General features: G+C 54.7%; 14 protein-coding genes and 1 riboswitch. Of the genes, 3 read left to right on the top strand and 11 right to left on the bottom strand.

From position 1 onward, the window contains the following. Nucleotides 1–75 precede the first annotated feature (75 nt). Nucleotides 76–1,611: an IS1182 family transposase gene (locus R2K28_RS19305; RefSeq protein WP_316365261.1), complete on the bottom strand. Its 1,536-nt coding sequence runs from the start codon at nt 1,609–1,611 to the stop codon at nt 76–78. A 175-nt stretch (nt 1,612–1,786) separates the two neighbouring features. Here R2K28_RS19305 and R2K28_RS19300 point away from each other — a divergent pair, with 175 nt between their 5' ends. Then, nucleotides 1,787–2,812: an IS110 family transposase gene (locus tag R2K28_RS19300; protein WP_316367035.1), complete on the top strand. Its 1,026-nt coding sequence runs from the start codon at nt 1,787–1,789 to the stop codon at nt 2,810–2,812. A gap of 280 nt (nt 2,813–3,092) precedes the next feature. Here R2K28_RS19300 and R2K28_RS19295 read toward each other — a convergent pair whose 3' ends face one another. The 6 genes from R2K28_RS19295 to R2K28_RS19270 all read right to left on the bottom strand — a co-directional run bounded on the left by R2K28_RS19295 (nt 3,093) and on the right by R2K28_RS19270 (nt 6,998). Beyond that, complete coding sequence (locus tag R2K28_RS19295; protein ID WP_316367032.1) at nt 3,093–3,788, bottom strand: tetratricopeptide repeat protein; 696 nt, start codon at nt 3,786–3,788, stop codon at nt 3,093–3,095. A 66-nt stretch (nt 3,789–3,854) separates the two neighbouring features. After that, the gene (locus R2K28_RS19290; RefSeq protein WP_316367029.1) at nt 3,855–4,208 is read right to left on the bottom strand and encodes a hypothetical protein; all 354 of its coding nucleotides are present in this window, start codon (nt 4,206–4,208) and stop codon (nt 3,855–3,857) included. 108 nt (nt 4,209–4,316) lie between these two features. Then, nucleotides 4,317–4,568: a hypothetical protein gene (locus R2K28_RS19285; RefSeq protein ID WP_316367027.1), complete on the bottom strand. Its 252-nt coding sequence runs from the start codon at nt 4,566–4,568 to the stop codon at nt 4,317–4,319. Between the two features lie 344 nt (nt 4,569–4,912). Beyond that, nucleotides 4,913–5,701 carry an ABC transporter ATP-binding protein gene (locus R2K28_RS19280; RefSeq protein WP_316367025.1) on the bottom strand — a complete coding sequence of 263 codons (789 nt, stop codon included), beginning with the start codon at nt 5,699–5,701 and terminating at the stop codon, nt 4,913–4,915. Further along, the gene (locus R2K28_RS19275; RefSeq protein WP_316367023.1) at nt 5,698–6,699 is read right to left on the bottom strand and encodes a FecCD family ABC transporter permease; all 1,002 of its coding nucleotides are present in this window, start codon (nt 6,697–6,699) and stop codon (nt 5,698–5,700) included. The genes R2K28_RS19280 and R2K28_RS19275 overlap by 4 nt, the downstream gene beginning before the upstream one ends. Then, nucleotides 6,696–6,998 (bottom strand): hypothetical protein, encoded by a 303-nt coding sequence (locus R2K28_RS19270; protein ID WP_316367022.1) that lies wholly within the window; start codon nt 6,996–6,998, stop codon nt 6,696–6,698. The genes R2K28_RS19275 and R2K28_RS19270 overlap by 4 nt, the downstream gene beginning before the upstream one ends. A 209-nt stretch (nt 6,999–7,207) precedes the next feature. Here R2K28_RS19270 and R2K28_RS19265 point away from each other — a divergent pair, with 209 nt between their 5' ends. Further along, complete coding sequence (locus R2K28_RS19265) at nt 7,208–7,372, top strand: hypothetical protein (protein ID WP_316367020.1); 165 nt, start codon at nt 7,208–7,210, stop codon at nt 7,370–7,372. A gap of 49 nt (nt 7,373–7,421) precedes the next feature. On the opposite strand, the gene R2K28_RS19260 is transcribed toward R2K28_RS19265, so the two are convergent. The 3 genes from R2K28_RS19260 to R2K28_RS19250 all read right to left on the bottom strand — a co-directional run bounded on the left by R2K28_RS19260 (nt 7,422) and on the right by R2K28_RS19250 (nt 11,470). Then, entirely contained in the window at nt 7,422–8,249 is an 828-nt protein-coding gene (locus R2K28_RS19260) for an ABC transporter substrate-binding protein (RefSeq protein ID WP_316367018.1), read from the bottom strand. Nucleotides 8,250–8,252: 3 nt separating this feature from the next. Next, nucleotides 8,253–10,211, bottom strand: a complete 1,959-nt coding sequence (locus tag R2K28_RS19255) for a TonB-dependent receptor (RefSeq protein ID WP_316367017.1) — start codon at nt 10,209–10,211, stop codon at nt 8,253–8,255. Between the two features lie 105 nt (nt 10,212–10,316). Further along, nucleotides 10,317–10,509, bottom strand: a riboswitch (cobalamin riboswitch). Nucleotides 10,510–10,690: 181 nt separating this feature from the next. Beyond that, nucleotides 10,691–11,470 carry a class I SAM-dependent methyltransferase gene (locus tag R2K28_RS19250; RefSeq protein ID WP_316367015.1) on the bottom strand — a complete coding sequence of 260 codons (780 nt, stop codon included), beginning with the start codon at nt 11,468–11,470 and terminating at the stop codon, nt 10,691–10,693. Between the two features lie 87 nt (nt 11,471–11,557). On the opposite strand from R2K28_RS19250, the gene R2K28_RS19245 reads away from it, so the two are divergent. Beyond that, nucleotides 11,558–12,217, top strand: a complete 660-nt coding sequence (locus R2K28_RS19245) for a YqiA/YcfP family alpha/beta fold hydrolase (protein ID WP_316367014.1) — start codon at nt 11,558–11,560, stop codon at nt 12,215–12,217. A gap of 389 nt (nt 12,218–12,606) precedes the next feature. Here R2K28_RS19245 and topA read toward each other — a convergent pair whose 3' ends face one another. Beyond that, on the bottom strand, nt 12,607–14,886 hold the full coding sequence (gene topA, locus R2K28_RS19240; RefSeq protein ID WP_316367012.1) for a type I DNA topoisomerase: 2,280 nt from the start codon (nt 14,884–14,886) through the stop codon (nt 12,607–12,609). Nucleotides 14,887–14,946 lie beyond the last annotated feature (60 nt).

Below are 14,946 nucleotides of genomic sequence, written 5' to 3'. Positions count from 1 at the left end.
ACAAAGCTTTTTCATTGTTTTACTGATTAATCAACTTCTTTAATTGTTGCACCAAACTTTGTTTCATTCTCGATTCTAAGTCCATTCCCATCCATACCGGTGGATCTTCAGGATATTGTGTAACATCATCATCAATTTCCATTGACCGTCAACTTTCCTTTTGCCTCTATAGCTGAACCGATTGATCCCAATGGCATCAGTGAGATGGCCAAACACCGGTTCAACCGTACCTAATCGTTGACTGTAGATATGGCGGCCTCTTGGGCTATCGATCTTACGCTTCATCCGTTCGAGGATTCCCGCCTTCTGTTCCTGCGTGATATCCAGTGTGACATTGATCTGCCTTGGTGTATGCTGGGCCTCGTTTCTCAGGCAGCGTTTCCTCAAGCCGCAGTTGTCGCAGTCTTGTTCGTAGCCCTGGAACTGCATGAACAGGTGATGGCCGATTCTTGCCCGACGGGCTTTTAGCCACATTGCCTTTCCGGCAGGACACCGGCAAGTCTCGTTATTGCGGTCAACCTTAAACTCGCTCTGGCTGAACCGTTCCTTCTCTTTACGCTTGTTTCTCTCTTTCGATGCCTTGTGATCCTTGAACCGGGGGTCGCGGGCGCGAAAGCCGGTGTCCGCCAGATAGCCGTCTATGCCTTCGGCTTCCAGGTATTCCAGGGTATCCCGGTTGTGGTATCCCGAGTCGGCAGTGATCTTGGTCTTTTGCAGTTTCCTCTCTTCTTTGGGGCTGCTCTCTTTGAAGGTCTCCCTGATCCCTTCTATTACGGGCTTGAGCAGACCATGTTCCTGGCCTTGCCCAAAGGCTTCGGCGTGCACGACCACCTGGTGTAGACTGTCGGCGGCGGCAACGCCGGTGTAGCCCTGGATAACCCCGTGGCTGGTCTTCATCTTGGCGCTTTCGTTGTCGGTGATGTTGCTTTTGACCCTCTTCCCGCTTGTGCCCTTGCGCTCGGGCTCGGTGTCCAGGTGCTGTTTGATCTTACGTGAGGCTGCTCGCAGCTTTTTGATCTGCTCTTGCTCTCGCTCGTAGATATCCGGTTGTTGTTCCGCTGTATCCTGCTCACGATGGCGTTGCAGCATGCGTCGCACCGCGCGATCGATCTTCTGTCGTTTCTTCTTCAGTTCAGCATGTGTGCCGCTCCAGCTCTTGGACGCGTTTGAGGGCAGCTTGCAGCCATCAACGGCGAACATCTCTTTACCGATCAGGCCTAACCGATCACACACCAATACGACTTGTCCAAACAGGTCGGCTATCGTATCAGGGGCGCGGGAGATGAAATCTGCTACTGTACTGTGGTCGGGTTGCAGGTCTGCCGACAGCGCCATGAACACGATATTCTCGCGACATAGGCGTTCGATCTGACGGCTGCTGGTAATGCCCTTGGAATAGGCAAGAATGATGATCTTTAACAGCAGTTTGGGATCATAGGCAGGCCGGCCTGTGCTGTCGTTTTGATACTGTTGGTCAAATGCGCTTATATCAAGCTCGTTATCGATCAGGTAGGAGAGGGAGTATTCGAAACTGCCCGGCAGGATTTGTTTCTCATAGGACACGGGCAGCATTTTCATCTGATCGTAGTTGTAATCCTTATAACGTGCCATCTTCCTTTCTCCATGCACCGTTATTGTCTATGTGATTTTATCGGATTATGGGGTTTTCCGACAGCCTCAACAGTTGCGTTAACAAGCCCCCCTGTCTCAATGGTATGGACTCCTCCACCTTAAGTCGAAATCTCGTTAAAGTGACAGGTCGACCAAAACCAACGGAGCCCATACCATGAAAAATACTACCACAATCACCATAGACCTCGCCAAAGATGTATTCCAAGTTGCTGTTTTTAATAAATTTGGTAAACAATTAGTCAATAAGGACGTGAATTCAAAGCAGTTGGTGAAACTGGTTATGCAACTTCCAGGAGCCTGCATTTACATGGAAGCCTGTGGGTCAGCCCATTACTGGGGAAGACGATTCACGCAATTAGGCTACAAGGCTCAATTGATTCCGCCCCATTTGGTTGCTAAATATCGTACCGGCAACAAGAGCGACAAAAACGATGCTGTGGCTATTTATGAAGTATCCAAAAATCCTCATGTTTACTTCGTTTCAATACGTACCCTGGAGCAACAGGATCTGGCAACGCAACATAAATTGCGAAGTGGGTATATCAAACAAAGAACGCAGTTAGGTAACCGTATCCGTGGATTCGCAATGGAATATGGGGTTAACTTCTCACGTGGCATACATCGATTGCGCCATCAGATTCCTTCCGCCCTGGAAGATGCAGAGAATGAATTAACATCAGTTGCAAGAACATGCTTGTGGGATTTATACAACCAGTTATTGGCCCTAGATAAAATCATTGAGCAGGCGACGACCATTCTGGTTAGTCATGCCAAACAAATTGATGCTTGTGTGCGACTCGAAAAAATACCCGGTGTAGGCTGGCTAGTTGCGAGTATGCTCTATGCACGATTAGGTAATGGTAGTGCCTTCCGGCGAGGCCGAGATGCCAGCGCGAGCCTGGGTTTGGTACCATCCCATTCCGGTAGTGGTGGAAAAAACCGATTAGGAAAAATCACTAAACGGGGCGACAAGTATCTTCGCTGTTTGCTGGTGCATGGGGCGCGGTCTACCCTGCATAGAGTTCAGGGTAAGGAAGATGGACTGAGTGCTTGGGTACGACAGCAACTCACCACAAAGCATGTAAACAATACGGCTGTGGCATTGGCTAATAAGATAGTCAGAATGGCTTGGTCTATTTTAATCACCGGTGATGAATATAAGGCGCCTGTAGCGCAGTAGCACCCATTCATCTCAAGAGGTCACAGTTGTAGGCCTAGATTTGGTAATGTATGAACGGAAACTGACAAAATAGTCAGCCAGATAAAACCTGGTAGTAACGAAGGCTCTTGAAGCCACTGTCTCGATAAGGTATCTGGCAAACGGTGAATGATGCCGTTAAGGTCAGGGGTAGCTCCCATTAATAAAGACCGGATATACGTGAACTAAACTATTTCGTTTTTCCTGAAAATATATTGCTGAATAGGAGGAGTCCATATACGTTACTATTTTTTATGTGATTTCATTTGTAGAACCAATCTGGGTACCCTCTAAATTCCAAGGTGCTTAAATACTGTGCGCGACTTCGCCAATACTCGGCTTCCTTAAGGTTAATCAGTTCTTTATATGGCGCCCCTCTATATATTCGTTCTAATGCTTCTGCGGCCCATTGAGCGTAGGGAACATTGTGATCTTCGCTAGCCGACTTTTTATACCAATATATCGCATTTTCCTTATCAACCACACCTCCCATGCCGTGTAGCAGCATTAGCGCTAGATCGTTTTGGGACTCAGCCAATCCTTGTTTTGCTGCCTTTTCATCCCAGTACATGGTTTTAATGTCATCTTGCGGTACTACATCACCATGCGCGTAAGCGCATGCTAGACTTCTTTGTGCTTCTGCCGACCCCATATTGGCTGCTTTTAGGGTCATTGATAAAGACGTTTGGCTTTGCGGCTCATTACTCCAGAATCCTTTTTTGAAATTGGTTGATGCGAGCAGTGCTATAGCCTCAGCATTTCCATTTTGTGCGCTTTTCTTGAGCCAGTAATGAGATTCTTTTGCCGTGGTCTTTGTATCACCACCATAATACAAGTACCCAAGAATCAATTGAGCTTCAGCATTATTAGTTGCAAGTGAGCGCAGTAGCAATTTAGCCTGCTCATATTTCTTAGCAAGTATCAGTCTCTTGGCTACGCCGATACGATGAAACTTCATGCTTATTTCTCATAACGACCTGGCTCAGTGGGGCGAGCGATAGCTAGCATCCACTGAAGCAGCTGGTTAACTTTGTTTGCTTTTAGACTTTGCTGCATAGTGAAAAAAAGCACCCATAGCAAGCATTCCAACACCAACCGTTATTGTAAATAATTGCAATTCACTGATTTTTGTATAAAAGCCAAACCAAATAAATATTGCTCCTAAGACATAAGATCCATATGCCCCAGACAAAGCAGAATTTTTAGTTTTATTCAATGTTTGGCTAACAACAGTTTCCCTAATTGTAATTTCACTGGTGCATTCTTCAGAGCAACTTAATTTATTACTTGGTGTGAATTGAATGCAATCCGAACACAAACCTTTGCCGCAATTATTACAAATACCTTTCGCTTGTACTTCGTGGTTAATGCATTCCATAGACACTCTCTTTTGAAAAGTTAACGACTAGATATGCGGCGCTGGAGCGGTAGCGACAGCGTCCGAGCGAACGATAGTGAGCGACATGATTTGCTTGTTATAACCTGATTAAATTTTCTTAGCTTCAAACCACGACTCCATGCCACGGTGAAAATATAGTTGAAATTTTAGTTTATCACCTTCTAATTTTGCCCAGCCCCTTCCGCTAATTGGATCTCGATCGTCTTGCCCACTGAAGGAAAACTCTATTTTATCTTTTTCATTATCTGATATTCGATAGTCGATATCCGCTTCTACAGCACAGAAATTTACAAAACCAAACCCATTATTCTCTATTTCTATCTTTGCGGGTTGATCCATATCCATCATATCCGGAGCCCATTCTTCGGACTTTAATATTCGCCACCTTCCTATCAATTTGTTATTCATTATCGATTAATTGTTTATAACAGTGGATTATGTGGACGGCACAAATAATGTGTTATGTGGAAAAATATTCTCGTCTCTTTCCCCGTCAGGGAATCGTGAGATAAATGGCAGTCGCGGATCAGGTTTGCTGGAAATAGCGTCCTGCCAGAGAGGATTCCCATGGTTGTTCACAGGTTATCACGGTTAGCTGCCAAAACTGAAAACGAGAGGAAGAAAATTCCAGTTCTACAGGGTCTCTATACCTTTGGTGTGGTAATGGTCTGGGGGGCTATCCGTTAATCTGGTCTGTGCAACCGCCGCCAAGGCAAACTGGCAGGCTTCAACGCATTCCCATTGGCCTCGGTCAGGGCAATGTCATAGGCATCCGCCAGATTTTTCTCATTAAGTACCGCTTCCGCCGATCCCTCTACCAGGGTGGTGCCCTGATGCAGAAGCTGCAACCGATGGCAGTAGTGCGCCGCCAGACTGAGATCATGCAGAACGACAATCACCGAGTGGCCGCTGTCGCAGTGTTGGCGCAGCAGGTTCATGACATCGAGTTGATGGGCGGGGTCGAGGGCGGAGACGGGTTCGTCCGCGAGCAGGATGTCGGGTTGGGTGACCATGGCGCGGGCGAGGAGGACACGGGCCTGTTCTCCGCCGGAGAGGGTGTTGAAGGCGCGATCCCGGAAGGCCAGCAGATCGGTCTGGCAGATTACCCGCTCGATGATCTCTTGATCCTCTTCTCCCGGATCCTGCCAGGGTTCAAGGTGGGGGATGCGTCCCAGCTCGACGATCCGCTCCACGCTCATGGGCCAGGCGATTTCGCTGAGTTGGGGGAGATAGGCGATACGTTGTGCCCGCTGTGATTGGGGGATCGATTCGATTGCCTCGCCATCGATGCCGAGTTCACCGGCGTCGGCTTCGATCACCCCGGCGAGAACGCGGAGCAGGGTGCTTTTCCCCGCGCCATTGGGGCCGATCAGGCCCAGCATCTCACCCTGTTGCAGGGAGATCTCCACCCCCTTGAGGATCGGCCGCTGCCCACGGGTGACGCAGAGGCCCTTGCCGCTCAGCAGTGTCATACCCCCCTCCTTCTGTGGTGCAGGATCAGCCAGAGGAAGAAGGGTGCGCCGATGAGGGAGGTGACCACGCCGACCTTGATCTCGCCCTGCACCGGCAGCAGGCGCACCCCCATGTCGGCCAGCATCAGCAGCAGTGCCCCACCCATGGCGCTGGGGACCAGCAACCGGCTCGGCTGGTAGCCCACCAGGGGGCGCAGCAGATGGGGCACCACCAGGCCGATAAAGCCGATGGCGCCTGTGACCGAGATGGCCGAGCCCACCGCCAGGGCGACGGCGAGAAAGAGACGCTTTCGCAGATTCGGCAGATCGGCGCCCATGGAGCTGGCGGTCTCCTCCCCCAGGGTGAGGAGATCCAGGGGGCGGCCCTGGCGCCAGATCAACAGCCAGCCCAGGAGTGTGCCGGGGAGCAAGATCCACAGCTCGTTACGGCTCACATTGGCCAGGGAGCCGAGCATCCAGAGGGCGATCTCCTGCACCGCGTAGGGGCTGGGGGCCAGGTTGAGCAGCAGGGAGACCAGGGCCAGGGCGAAGGCGTTGACCGCCACCCCCGCCAGGATCAGGGTGAGGGTGCCGCCGTCGCGCCCGGCCAGGAGATAGGCCGTGAGGGTCGCCAGCAGGGCCCCCGCCATTCCGCCTAAAGGGAGTGCGTATGCGAACAGGCCGGCGACGCCGAAGTAGAGGGTGATCACCGCCCCCAGGGCGGCGCCGCTGGCGCTGCCCACCAGGCCGGGGCTGGCCAGGGGATTGCGCAGCAGGGCCTGCATCACCGCGCCGCAGAGACCGAGGGAGGCCCCGGCCAGCAGGGCCACCAGGGTTCTCGGGATGCGCAGCTCTGTGAGGATCAGGCTGTAGACGCCGGGCGTGTCGCCGAAGCTCTCCTGCAATGCCTGCAACAGGGGCAGGGGTTGGCTGCCGATGGTGAGGGAGAACAGGGCGGTGATCAGGATGGCCACCGCGAGGGAGAGGATCAGACGGTGTTGTCGCACGGCGGCGATCATTGCCCACTCCCGCTCATCGTCCATATCCGACACCCTCTCATCGTCATCCCGGCGCATGCCGGGATCCAGTCAGTGCCGGTAGCCTCTGGATCCCGGCCTTCGCCGGGATGACGGGGTAGTAGGGTAGCGAGAAGGTTGTTTGTCTGATCGGGGTACCGTATCAAGTTCAGTCCAGGGTATTTGCCGAGGTTGTTGGGCTCTCTGGATACGGTGGGCTTGTCGCTGAAGCTCTCCAGCAGTGTCTGCATCAGAGGCAGGGGTTGACTGCCGGTGGTGAGGGAGGGGAAGGCGGTGATCATTGCCAACATCCTCTCATCGTCATCCCGGCGGAGGCCGGGATCCAGTCCGTGCCAGTAGCCTCTGGATCCCGGCCTCCGCCGGGATGACGGGGTGGTAGGGATACGAGAAGGTTATTTACCTGATCGGGGTGCCGTGACAAGTTCAGTCCAGGGTATTTGCCTGGGTTGTTGGGCTTTTTGGATACGGCGGGTTTGTCGCTGAAGCTCTCTTGCAGCGCCTGCGTCAGGGGCTGGTTGCCGATGGTGAGGGAGTGGATCAGGCGGTGTTGTTGTATGGCGGTGTTCATTGCCAACACCTTCTCATCGTCATCCCGGCGGATGCCGGGATCCAGTCTGTACCGGTAGCCTCTGGATCCCGGCCTTCGCCGGGATGACGGGGTAGTGGGGATAGAGATAACAATAACAATGAGAGGTTGTTGGGCTTCATTGATCTACGCCCTCTCTTGCCTGACGCAACAAGGCCACCGCATCGGCCAGCATCGGGCCGGGGCAGATCCAGTACTTGAAGGGGATCTCCACCATCGGCCGCTTCGCCAGCAGGCGCTTCAGGGCAGGGTGGCGCAGTTGTCGCTCCGCCAGGGAGTCCCCCGACTCGCTGAAGCTAGAGGTGAAGAGGGTGCCGGGTTGCCAGCGGAGGATCTCTTCCAGCGGGACAGGGGTGTAACCCTTCACACCATGTTGTGCGGCCAGGTTGTGCCAGCCGGCGAGTCGTAGTGCTTCGTCCTGCAGGGTGTCGGTGCCGCTGGTGTAGCCGCGGGGTTGCAGGAAGAGGGCGCCGGGTGGTTGAGGGTTTTTGTCTTCTCCGGTGTGTAAACGTTGTTGCATCTCTCTTATAAGCAACTCGCCCCGGGAGACCTGCCCGAGCCGGGCGGCCAGTTGGCGGATGTCTGTATGGATAGTGTCGAGCCGGTTGCCGATAGAGAGTTGATGCAGCGGGTACCCCAGTTGCTTGAGAGTCGTACGCAGGCGTGGATTGTCATGGGGGGTGATCAATATCAGATCGGGTTTTAATCGGATGATCTCTTCCGCCCGGGCGTGGTTGATCGGATAGGCCTTGGCTTTCTCTGCAACAAAGGAGCTGTCGGGATCCCGGGAGAGAAAACTGACCGACGCCACCTGTTGGGGGTCGGCTAGCATCAAAAGCAACTGATCACTGCAGAGATTCACCGAGACCACCCGCCGGGGTGGCTCGGCGGCGATGGCCATGCCTGAGCAGAGCATCAGGATTATGGCGATCGCGCTAGTCCGCATGGGCTAGCCGAAGTGGTAGTTGAGGGTCAGCCACAGGTTTCTCTCCGGTGCCGGGAAGAAGGCGGCCCGGTTGGCGAAACTGGCGTCCATCCCCACCGAGCCCGAGTTCGAGTACTCCCTGTCCAGGAGATTATCGATCCGCAGGCCGATGTGCCAGGGTCCGCTGGTGAATTGGGAGCCGAGATTCAACATGCCATAGCCGGGCAGTTCTTCATGGCTGTTGCTGAAATCCCCCCCCAGCACCCGTTCGCTGCTGAAGATCCCTTCGGCAAAGAGGTTCCACTGGGATGAGATGCGCCAGTCGCCGGTAAGTTTGCCGGTCCTCGCCGCCACCAGGGGGATGCGGTTGCCGTCGTAGGGACCGTCGCTGATACGGGGGTCGGTGTAGCTGAGGGAGCCGCCCAGGGAGAAATCGGGGGCGACTTTCCAGTTGGCTTCCATGGTGATCCCTTTGCGACTGGTGTCCTCCAGGTTGATGTTGCTATAGCCACTGGCGTCGAAGCTGATCTCGTTCTCCAGGTCGAGGCGGAAGAGGGCCAGCTTGGTGCTGAAGCCATCCCGGTTCCACTCGGCCCCGGCCTCATAGGAGATACCGGTCTGGTTTTCCAATCCTGTTGGATTGCCGAAGATGGGATTGGTGTGCTCTTCTACCGTGGCGTAGCGGAAGTTTTCGTCTGCACGTAGAAACAGGCGCAGGGCGTCGGTCGCGCGAAAGCTGGCACCAAGGGAGCCAACTGTTTGACTGTCATCCAACTGATCGATACCGAGATAGCTCTCGATGTGGTTGTCGATGGACGAGTGACGCAGGCCGCCGGTGATGGAGAGTTTCTCGCTGGCGGGGATAGTGATTTGGGCGTAGATCGCGTCCACCGATTGATCCAGGATGGTGGGGGCGAAGCTGGTGATCAGCTTGTAATCGGTCCGCTCAAGATCGGCACCCGCGGTCAACTGCATCTCGCCGGAGGCGATGGGAAACTGCCCGATGACGCGTGGGTTGAAGCCTTTCACCGTTCTATCCTGGGTGTTGATTGAGCCGGGTAAGGTGCGGAAGCTGGTCTGGAACTCCCGGTCGTCTTTGCGATAGGTGAGTTCTCCATCGAAGGTCCAGTGGCTGCCCAGACTCTGTTGCAGGCCGATGCGGCTGACGTCGGTCTCGGCATCGGCGAAGTCGCCGTCGTAGGCTGAGACCGATTGGGTGCGGTCCAGTGCCATCTCATCGGCGAAGAGCGCACCAGGCAGCTGTTGGTACTCTTCGGTTCGCTGTTGCTCGAAGAAGATGCCACCGCTGGCGTAGTCGTAGTCGAGTCGCAGATTGTAGTCCTTGCGCTCGGTTTCGTTGTTGTCCCTGTAGTTGTCGCTCTCGTGGTGCTTGGCGGAGAAGCGGTAGGCCAGGCCGTTATCCAGGCGGTCTTCGATGTCGACATAGCCTTCCCGGCCCTGGTAGCTGCCAACGCCCAGCGAGACATTGGTGGAGAAGGTGTTCGCTAGCCTGGTGATGATATTCACCATCCCCCCCACCGCTTGGTTGCCGTAGAGCACACCGGCGCTGCCCTGGACGATCTCGATTCTTTCCACCCGCCGCATATCGATGCTGTTGAGATCGGGGGCGGCGGTGTCGCCGGTGTTGTTCAGGCGCCGGCCATCCACCAGCACCAGGGTGTTGGATTGGGCCGTGGCACCAAAGCCACGCATGTCGATGACCGCTTTACTGCCGTCGCCGTAGAGGCTGTCGATCTGGATGCCGCTGCGGGACTGCAGCAGCTGTTGTATTGTTTGCGAACCGCTCTGTTCGATCTCCTCCCGATCGATGACGGTGATGTTGGCCGGAGTATCGATACTCGCCTGGTCGTGGCGCGATGCACTGACGGCAATGGTCGGCAGATCAGAGGCCGCAAACAGCGGTAGACTGGGAAGGAGTAACAGACCGGTGGTTATCAACCGGCTTCTTTTTGAAAAATACATCGTAAGCTCCCGATGACGCACACCCGCGTCTTTGGATGAAAAAGCGCGTGCGTTGGGAGCCGGGTGGAGCCGATGTGGTCGGCGATCCCCATGCCGCCCGCCGCAACACATCGAATCGCCCAGGCCGGTCTCCGGACTCACAGATTGGATTAAACCGATGTCACGCCTTCCCATGGTCTTAGCCACAGTGGCTTGTTGTGACACCTCATCTGTTTACCGTTGCGGGGGCAGTGCAGGCATCTCACCTGCTTCCCGTTTAACCCGGCTTGCGCCGGGCACCTGAGGCAGGCGGCAAAACTTACAGAGATTGGGGCTATGGGTCAAGCGATCCTTGCCTAGTGAGTTGCTATACTGGTTCGATTCTGGTGAGCGGACTTCGATTCGAGTGTTAGAAATAATTGTCTACTTACACGGTCTGAATAGCGCAGGCAGTTCGGCCAAGGCGGCGATGTTGCTGAGAGAGCAAGCTGTAAGGGTTATTAAATCGTCTGATGCCTCGGATAGTCTGTCTGGAGTATGTTAGTGATAGGGATATCCCAGGATAATCCGGGATCTGGTAATGCTGTTTTTCGTGCCAGTACAGCGATACTCTGGTTAATAGGTGCCAGATGTACTTTGGATGTGGTGCGATCGCGGGACAATGAGATGATTCGGCCTGGTGTCCCTTCAATGGACTCAATTATTTGGAATCCGGTTCTTTCATTTAGCAATGTTTTGAAAGTTTCGATGGAGTAGCGCCAAAAGTCCCAGGGCATTTCGTGGGGTGGTATGGCTGGATGAGTGGATACATATAGTAGTCCCCCGGGTTTCAGGGTCTTATTGATTTCTATCACCGCCTTCCATGGCATCGCCAGGTGCTCAAATACAGATATCGAAAAGACGGCATCGTAATGTTCAGTAGGAAGATGTGAGGAGAGTGCGTGAACGTCTCCAACCACATCAACGTTATCGCCTTGATGAATATCCAGTCCAGTATATGAAACAGAGGAATGAAACGCATCTCGCCAAACCACGCCAGTAACATTTCTTGAACCTATCTCAAGCAGTTCCGGTTTCGGTGACTCGTTTACAGACGCTATAAACTTACCGAAGAGCTGATAAAAGGGATCCCTATCTGTCCCTTTTTTCAATGGAGTCAGTAACACAGCCAGGATTGTGAGTAGTGCAGCCACTGTTTGACGGGTAAAAAAATTCGCCACACCTTCTTCTTGTATATGCTTAGGGATCATCTTGATCCGATCTGACAATCTAGCATTCATTGTTAACTATCCGTAGTCGTGATCATATGGCTTGGGCGACTCCATGTAATTCGTTCTATTATATCCTAATCATCGTGCTGGCTTTAAATGTCCGGCATTACTGTTGCAACCAGCTGTTATCGATATATTGTGATTATCTATCTCCATGGGCTCAACAGCGCCGGCAGTTCCGGTAAGGCGGCGGTATTGAGGGAGTCGCTACCCGAACTTAAGATCATCGCCCCCACCTATCCCGCCCATACCGCGGCGAAGGCGGTGGCGACACTCACCCATAGTCTGCAGCCCCTGCTGCAAGAGGAGCGCAATGCCGATGAGCCCCGCGTCATGGTGGGAAGCTCCATGGGGGGCTTCTACGGCGCCTGTCTGGCGCAACGCTTGGGGATTCACCACCTGGTAATGATCAACCCCGCCCTGCGACCCTGGGAGCTGCTGCTGCAGGTGGTGGGTTGGCAGTACAACCAGGCCCAGGACGAGCGCTACTATCTATCCTCGGAGATGGTGGCCGCTACCCGTGGATTTGCCGTGGAACCGAGTGCCGATGGGGTGCCCACGACCCTGCTGCTCGACAAGGGGGATGAGCTGATCGACTACCGCATCGCCGAGGGGATCTATCGGGGGATCGGTGACATTCACTGTTTCGAGGGGGGGAGCCACACCTTCGATCACATGGAGGAGGCGGTGGGGATAGTTGCTGAGATTCACCAGAGAGTGGCGGAGAAGATTGATTCCGCAAATCAACGCGAATGAACGCAATTGTTGCATTTCTCATTCCGTGTTCTTGGTATGAATTAGAAGGAGTCACGGTGGCTGGCGTAGCTCTTTCTACGCCGCCCCAACAGCACGTCCGTGTGCTGACGGGGCTATCGCGGCATCCCTGCCGCTGCTACGAAAGAGCTACGCCAGCCACCTCCGTTCTGATAGTGGTGGCTTGCAACGGCATGTAGAACAGCAAAGAGAGGTATGAGTTTCCACGTTGGAGCTTGGTAATTTGAAATGTTCTTTCTTGCGTAGGGTGCGGCTTGCCGCACCGATACACAAACATCAGAGTGGCAAGGTGTTTCCGGATGGTTTAATGGTGCGGCCAGCCGCACCCTACGTAATATTTACGTTTATTCGTGTTTATTTGCGTGCTGATGTCAGCCGTCGACCACAGGCTCGCTGAAGGAGCAATCCTTCTGCGGGCAGACCTTCTCGGTGCCTTTGCGCTTGGTGGTCTTGATGGTCAGTACCGGCCAGCCGCAGTTGGGGCAGGGTTCGGCCACCGGCTCGTTCCACACCGCGTAGTCGCAATCTGGGTAGGTTGAGCAGGAGTAGAAGATCTTGCCGCGCCGGGATTTTCGTTTCAGCAATTTGCCCTTGTTACACTTGGGGCAGCTGACGCCGGTATCCTCCGGCTTTTCCAGGGGTTCGATGAATTTACAGGTCGGATAGCTGGAGCAGCCGATGAACTTGCCGTAGCGGCCCCGCTTGATCACCAGTTCGGAGCCACAGTCGGGACAGTTACGCCCCTCCACGACCTCCGGTTCCTCCTTCTCCGCGGTGTCCGCATTCAGATCCCGGGTGTAGTCGCACTCGGGATAGTTGGTACAACCGATAAAGCGGCCGTGACGGCCGAGGCGGATGGAGAGCTGCTTGCCGCAATGGGGACAGGCCTCGTCCAGTGCCTCATGGGTGACGTCGCTGCGTTTCACATTCTCCTGGGTATGATCGATCCGTTCCTTGAACGGGCCCCAGAATTTACTCAACAGCGGGATCCAGTCCTCCTCCCCGCGGGAGACGGCGTCCAACTCATCCTCCAGATTGGCGGTGAAGTCGTAGTCCACGTAACGGGTGAAATATTCGGTGAGAAACTTATTCACCACCCTGCCCACATCGGTAGGCTGGAAGCGCTTCTTCTCCAGCACCACGTATTCCCGGTCCTGCAGGGTGGAGATGATGGAGGCGTAGGTGGAGGGGCGGCCGATGCCGTACTCCTCCAATGCCTTCACCAGGCTCGCCTCACTGTAGCGGGGGGGTGGCTCGGTAAAGTGTTGCTCGGGGCGGATCGCCTTCAGCGGTAGGGTCTCGCCTTCGATCAGCGGTGGTAATAGTTTCTCATCGCTGTCGCTCTTGGCCCCATCGTCGAGTCCTTCCTGGTAGACCGTGATGAAACCCGGCTTGGCGATAACCGAGCCGTTGGCCCGAAACAGGTTGCCCTCGCCACACGCTAGATCGGCGGCGACGGTATGAATCGTGGCGTGGATCATCTGGCAGGCCACCGATCTTTTCCAGATCAGCTCGTACAGCTTTGCCTGATCCTTGCTCAGGTGACCCTTGATCTCTTCGGGGATGCGCAGCACAGAGGTGGGTCTGACCGCCTCATGGGCCTCCTGGGCATTCTTGGCTTTTGTCTTGAAGTGACGTACCGATGCAGGCAGCTGATCGGCGCCATAGCGTTTGCTGATGAGGTCACGGATCTCATCCAATGCCTCATCCGCCAGGTGAACGGAGTCGGTACGCATGTAGGTGATCAGGCCCACGGTGCCCTGACCCACGTCCACCCCTTCATAAAGTTGCTGCGCGGTGCGCATGGTGCGTTGGGTGGTGAAGCCCAGCTTGCGTGCCGCTTCCTGCTGCAGGGTGGAGGTGGTGAAGGGCGGCGCGGGATTACGTTTGCGCTGTTTCTTCTCAACCTTGACCACCTGCAGACCGCTACGGCCAGCCTCCAGCAGCTGATTCTCGGCAGCCTTGGCGCTTGTCTCGTCGGTGATGCTGAACTTCGCCAGTTTTTCACCCTGGTAGTGGGTAAGGCGTGCAGAGAAACCCTGTTTCTCCTTTTCCGAGTCCGCCTCGATGCTCCAGAACTCTTCCGCCTTGAAGGCCTCGATCTCCAGCTCCCTCTCCACGATCATGCGCAGCGCCGGGCTCTGCACGCGACCTGCCGAGAGGCCTCTGCGTACCTTTTTCCACAGCAGGGGCGAGAGGTTGAAACCGACTAGATAATCAAGCGCCCTGCGCGCCTGCTGGGCATCCACGAGTTCATGGGAAAGTTCGCGGGGATTGGCAATGGCGTCATTCACCGCCTTCTTTGTGATCTCGTTGAACACGACCCGGTAGACCGGCTTGTCCTTGAGCTTGCCACGTTGCTGGAGCAGCTCGGAGAGATGCCAGGATATCGCCTCGCCCTCGCGGTCGGGATCGGTTGCCAGATAGAGGGCTTCAGATTTTTTCAGGGCCTTGGTTATTGCCTGAACATGGCGATCGTTGCGTTCGATCACCTGGTATTTCATGGCAAAACCCTTGTCAGGATCGACTGCCCCCTCTTTGGGTATAAGGTCTCTTACATGCCCATAGGAGGCCATTACCTCGAAGTTGCCACCGAGGTACTTCTTGATGGTTTTTGCCTTTGCTGGCGATTCAACAATAACCAGATTCATCGATATTAGGGTCGTTTCAAGGGAAAAACGCGGCACAGTGAACCGCCCCGCGCGAAAGAA

It is taken from the genome of Candidatus Thiodiazotropha sp. CDECU1 (assembly GCF_963455295.1).
In the GTDB taxonomy this organism is placed as follows: Bacteria; Pseudomonadota; Gammaproteobacteria; order Chromatiales; family Chromatiaceae; genus Thiodiazotropha.
Note: the sequence above shows the minus strand (reverse complement) of the source record. Positions and strands in the feature narration are given on the sequence as shown.

What these genes read in the sequence shown, in the direction of transcription:
- R2K28_RS19305 (WP_316365261.1), bottom strand. Translation starts at nt 1,611, where the DNA reads ATGGCACGTTATAAGGATTACAACTACGATCAGATGAAAATGCTGCCC.
- R2K28_RS19300 (WP_316367035.1), top strand. Translation starts at nt 1,787, where the DNA reads ATGAAAAATACTACCACAATCACCATAGACCTCGCCAAAGATGTATTC.
- R2K28_RS19295 (WP_316367032.1), bottom strand. Translation starts at nt 3,788, where the DNA reads ATGAAGTTTCATCGTATCGGCGTAGCCAAGAGACTGATACTTGCTAAG.
- R2K28_RS19290 (WP_316367029.1), bottom strand. Translation starts at nt 4,208, where the DNA reads ATGGAATGCATTAACCACGAAGTACAAGCGAAAGGTATTTGTAATAAT.
- R2K28_RS19285 (WP_316367027.1), bottom strand. Translation starts at nt 4,568, where the DNA reads ATGGATCAACCCGCAAAGATAGAAATAGAGAATAATGGGTTTGGTTTT.
- R2K28_RS19280 (WP_316367025.1), bottom strand. Translation starts at nt 5,701, where the DNA reads ATGACACTGCTGAGCGGCAAGGGCCTCTGCGTCACCCGTGGGCAGCGG.
- R2K28_RS19275 (WP_316367023.1), bottom strand. Translation starts at nt 6,699, where the DNA reads ATGATCGCCGCCGTGCGACAACACCGTCTGATCCTCTCCCTCGCGGTG.
- R2K28_RS19270 (WP_316367022.1), bottom strand. Translation starts at nt 6,998, where the DNA reads ATGATCACCGCCTTCCCCTCCCTCACCACCGGCAGTCAACCCCTGCCT.
- R2K28_RS19260 (WP_316367018.1), bottom strand. Translation starts at nt 8,249, where the DNA reads ATGCGGACTAGCGCGATCGCCATAATCCTGATGCTCTGCTCAGGCATG.
- R2K28_RS19255 (WP_316367017.1), bottom strand. Translation starts at nt 10,211, where the DNA reads ATGTATTTTTCAAAAAGAAGCCGGTTGATAACCACCGGTCTGTTACTC.
- R2K28_RS19250 (WP_316367015.1), bottom strand. Translation starts at nt 11,470, where the DNA reads ATGAATGCTAGATTGTCAGATCGGATCAAGATGATCCCTAAGCATATA.
- R2K28_RS19245 (WP_316367014.1), top strand. Translation starts at nt 11,558, where the DNA reads ATGTCCGGCATTACTGTTGCAACCAGCTGTTATCGATATATTGTGATT.
- topA (WP_316367012.1), bottom strand. Translation starts at nt 14,886, where the DNA reads ATGAATCTGGTTATTGTTGAATCGCCAGCAAAGGCAAAAACCATCAAG.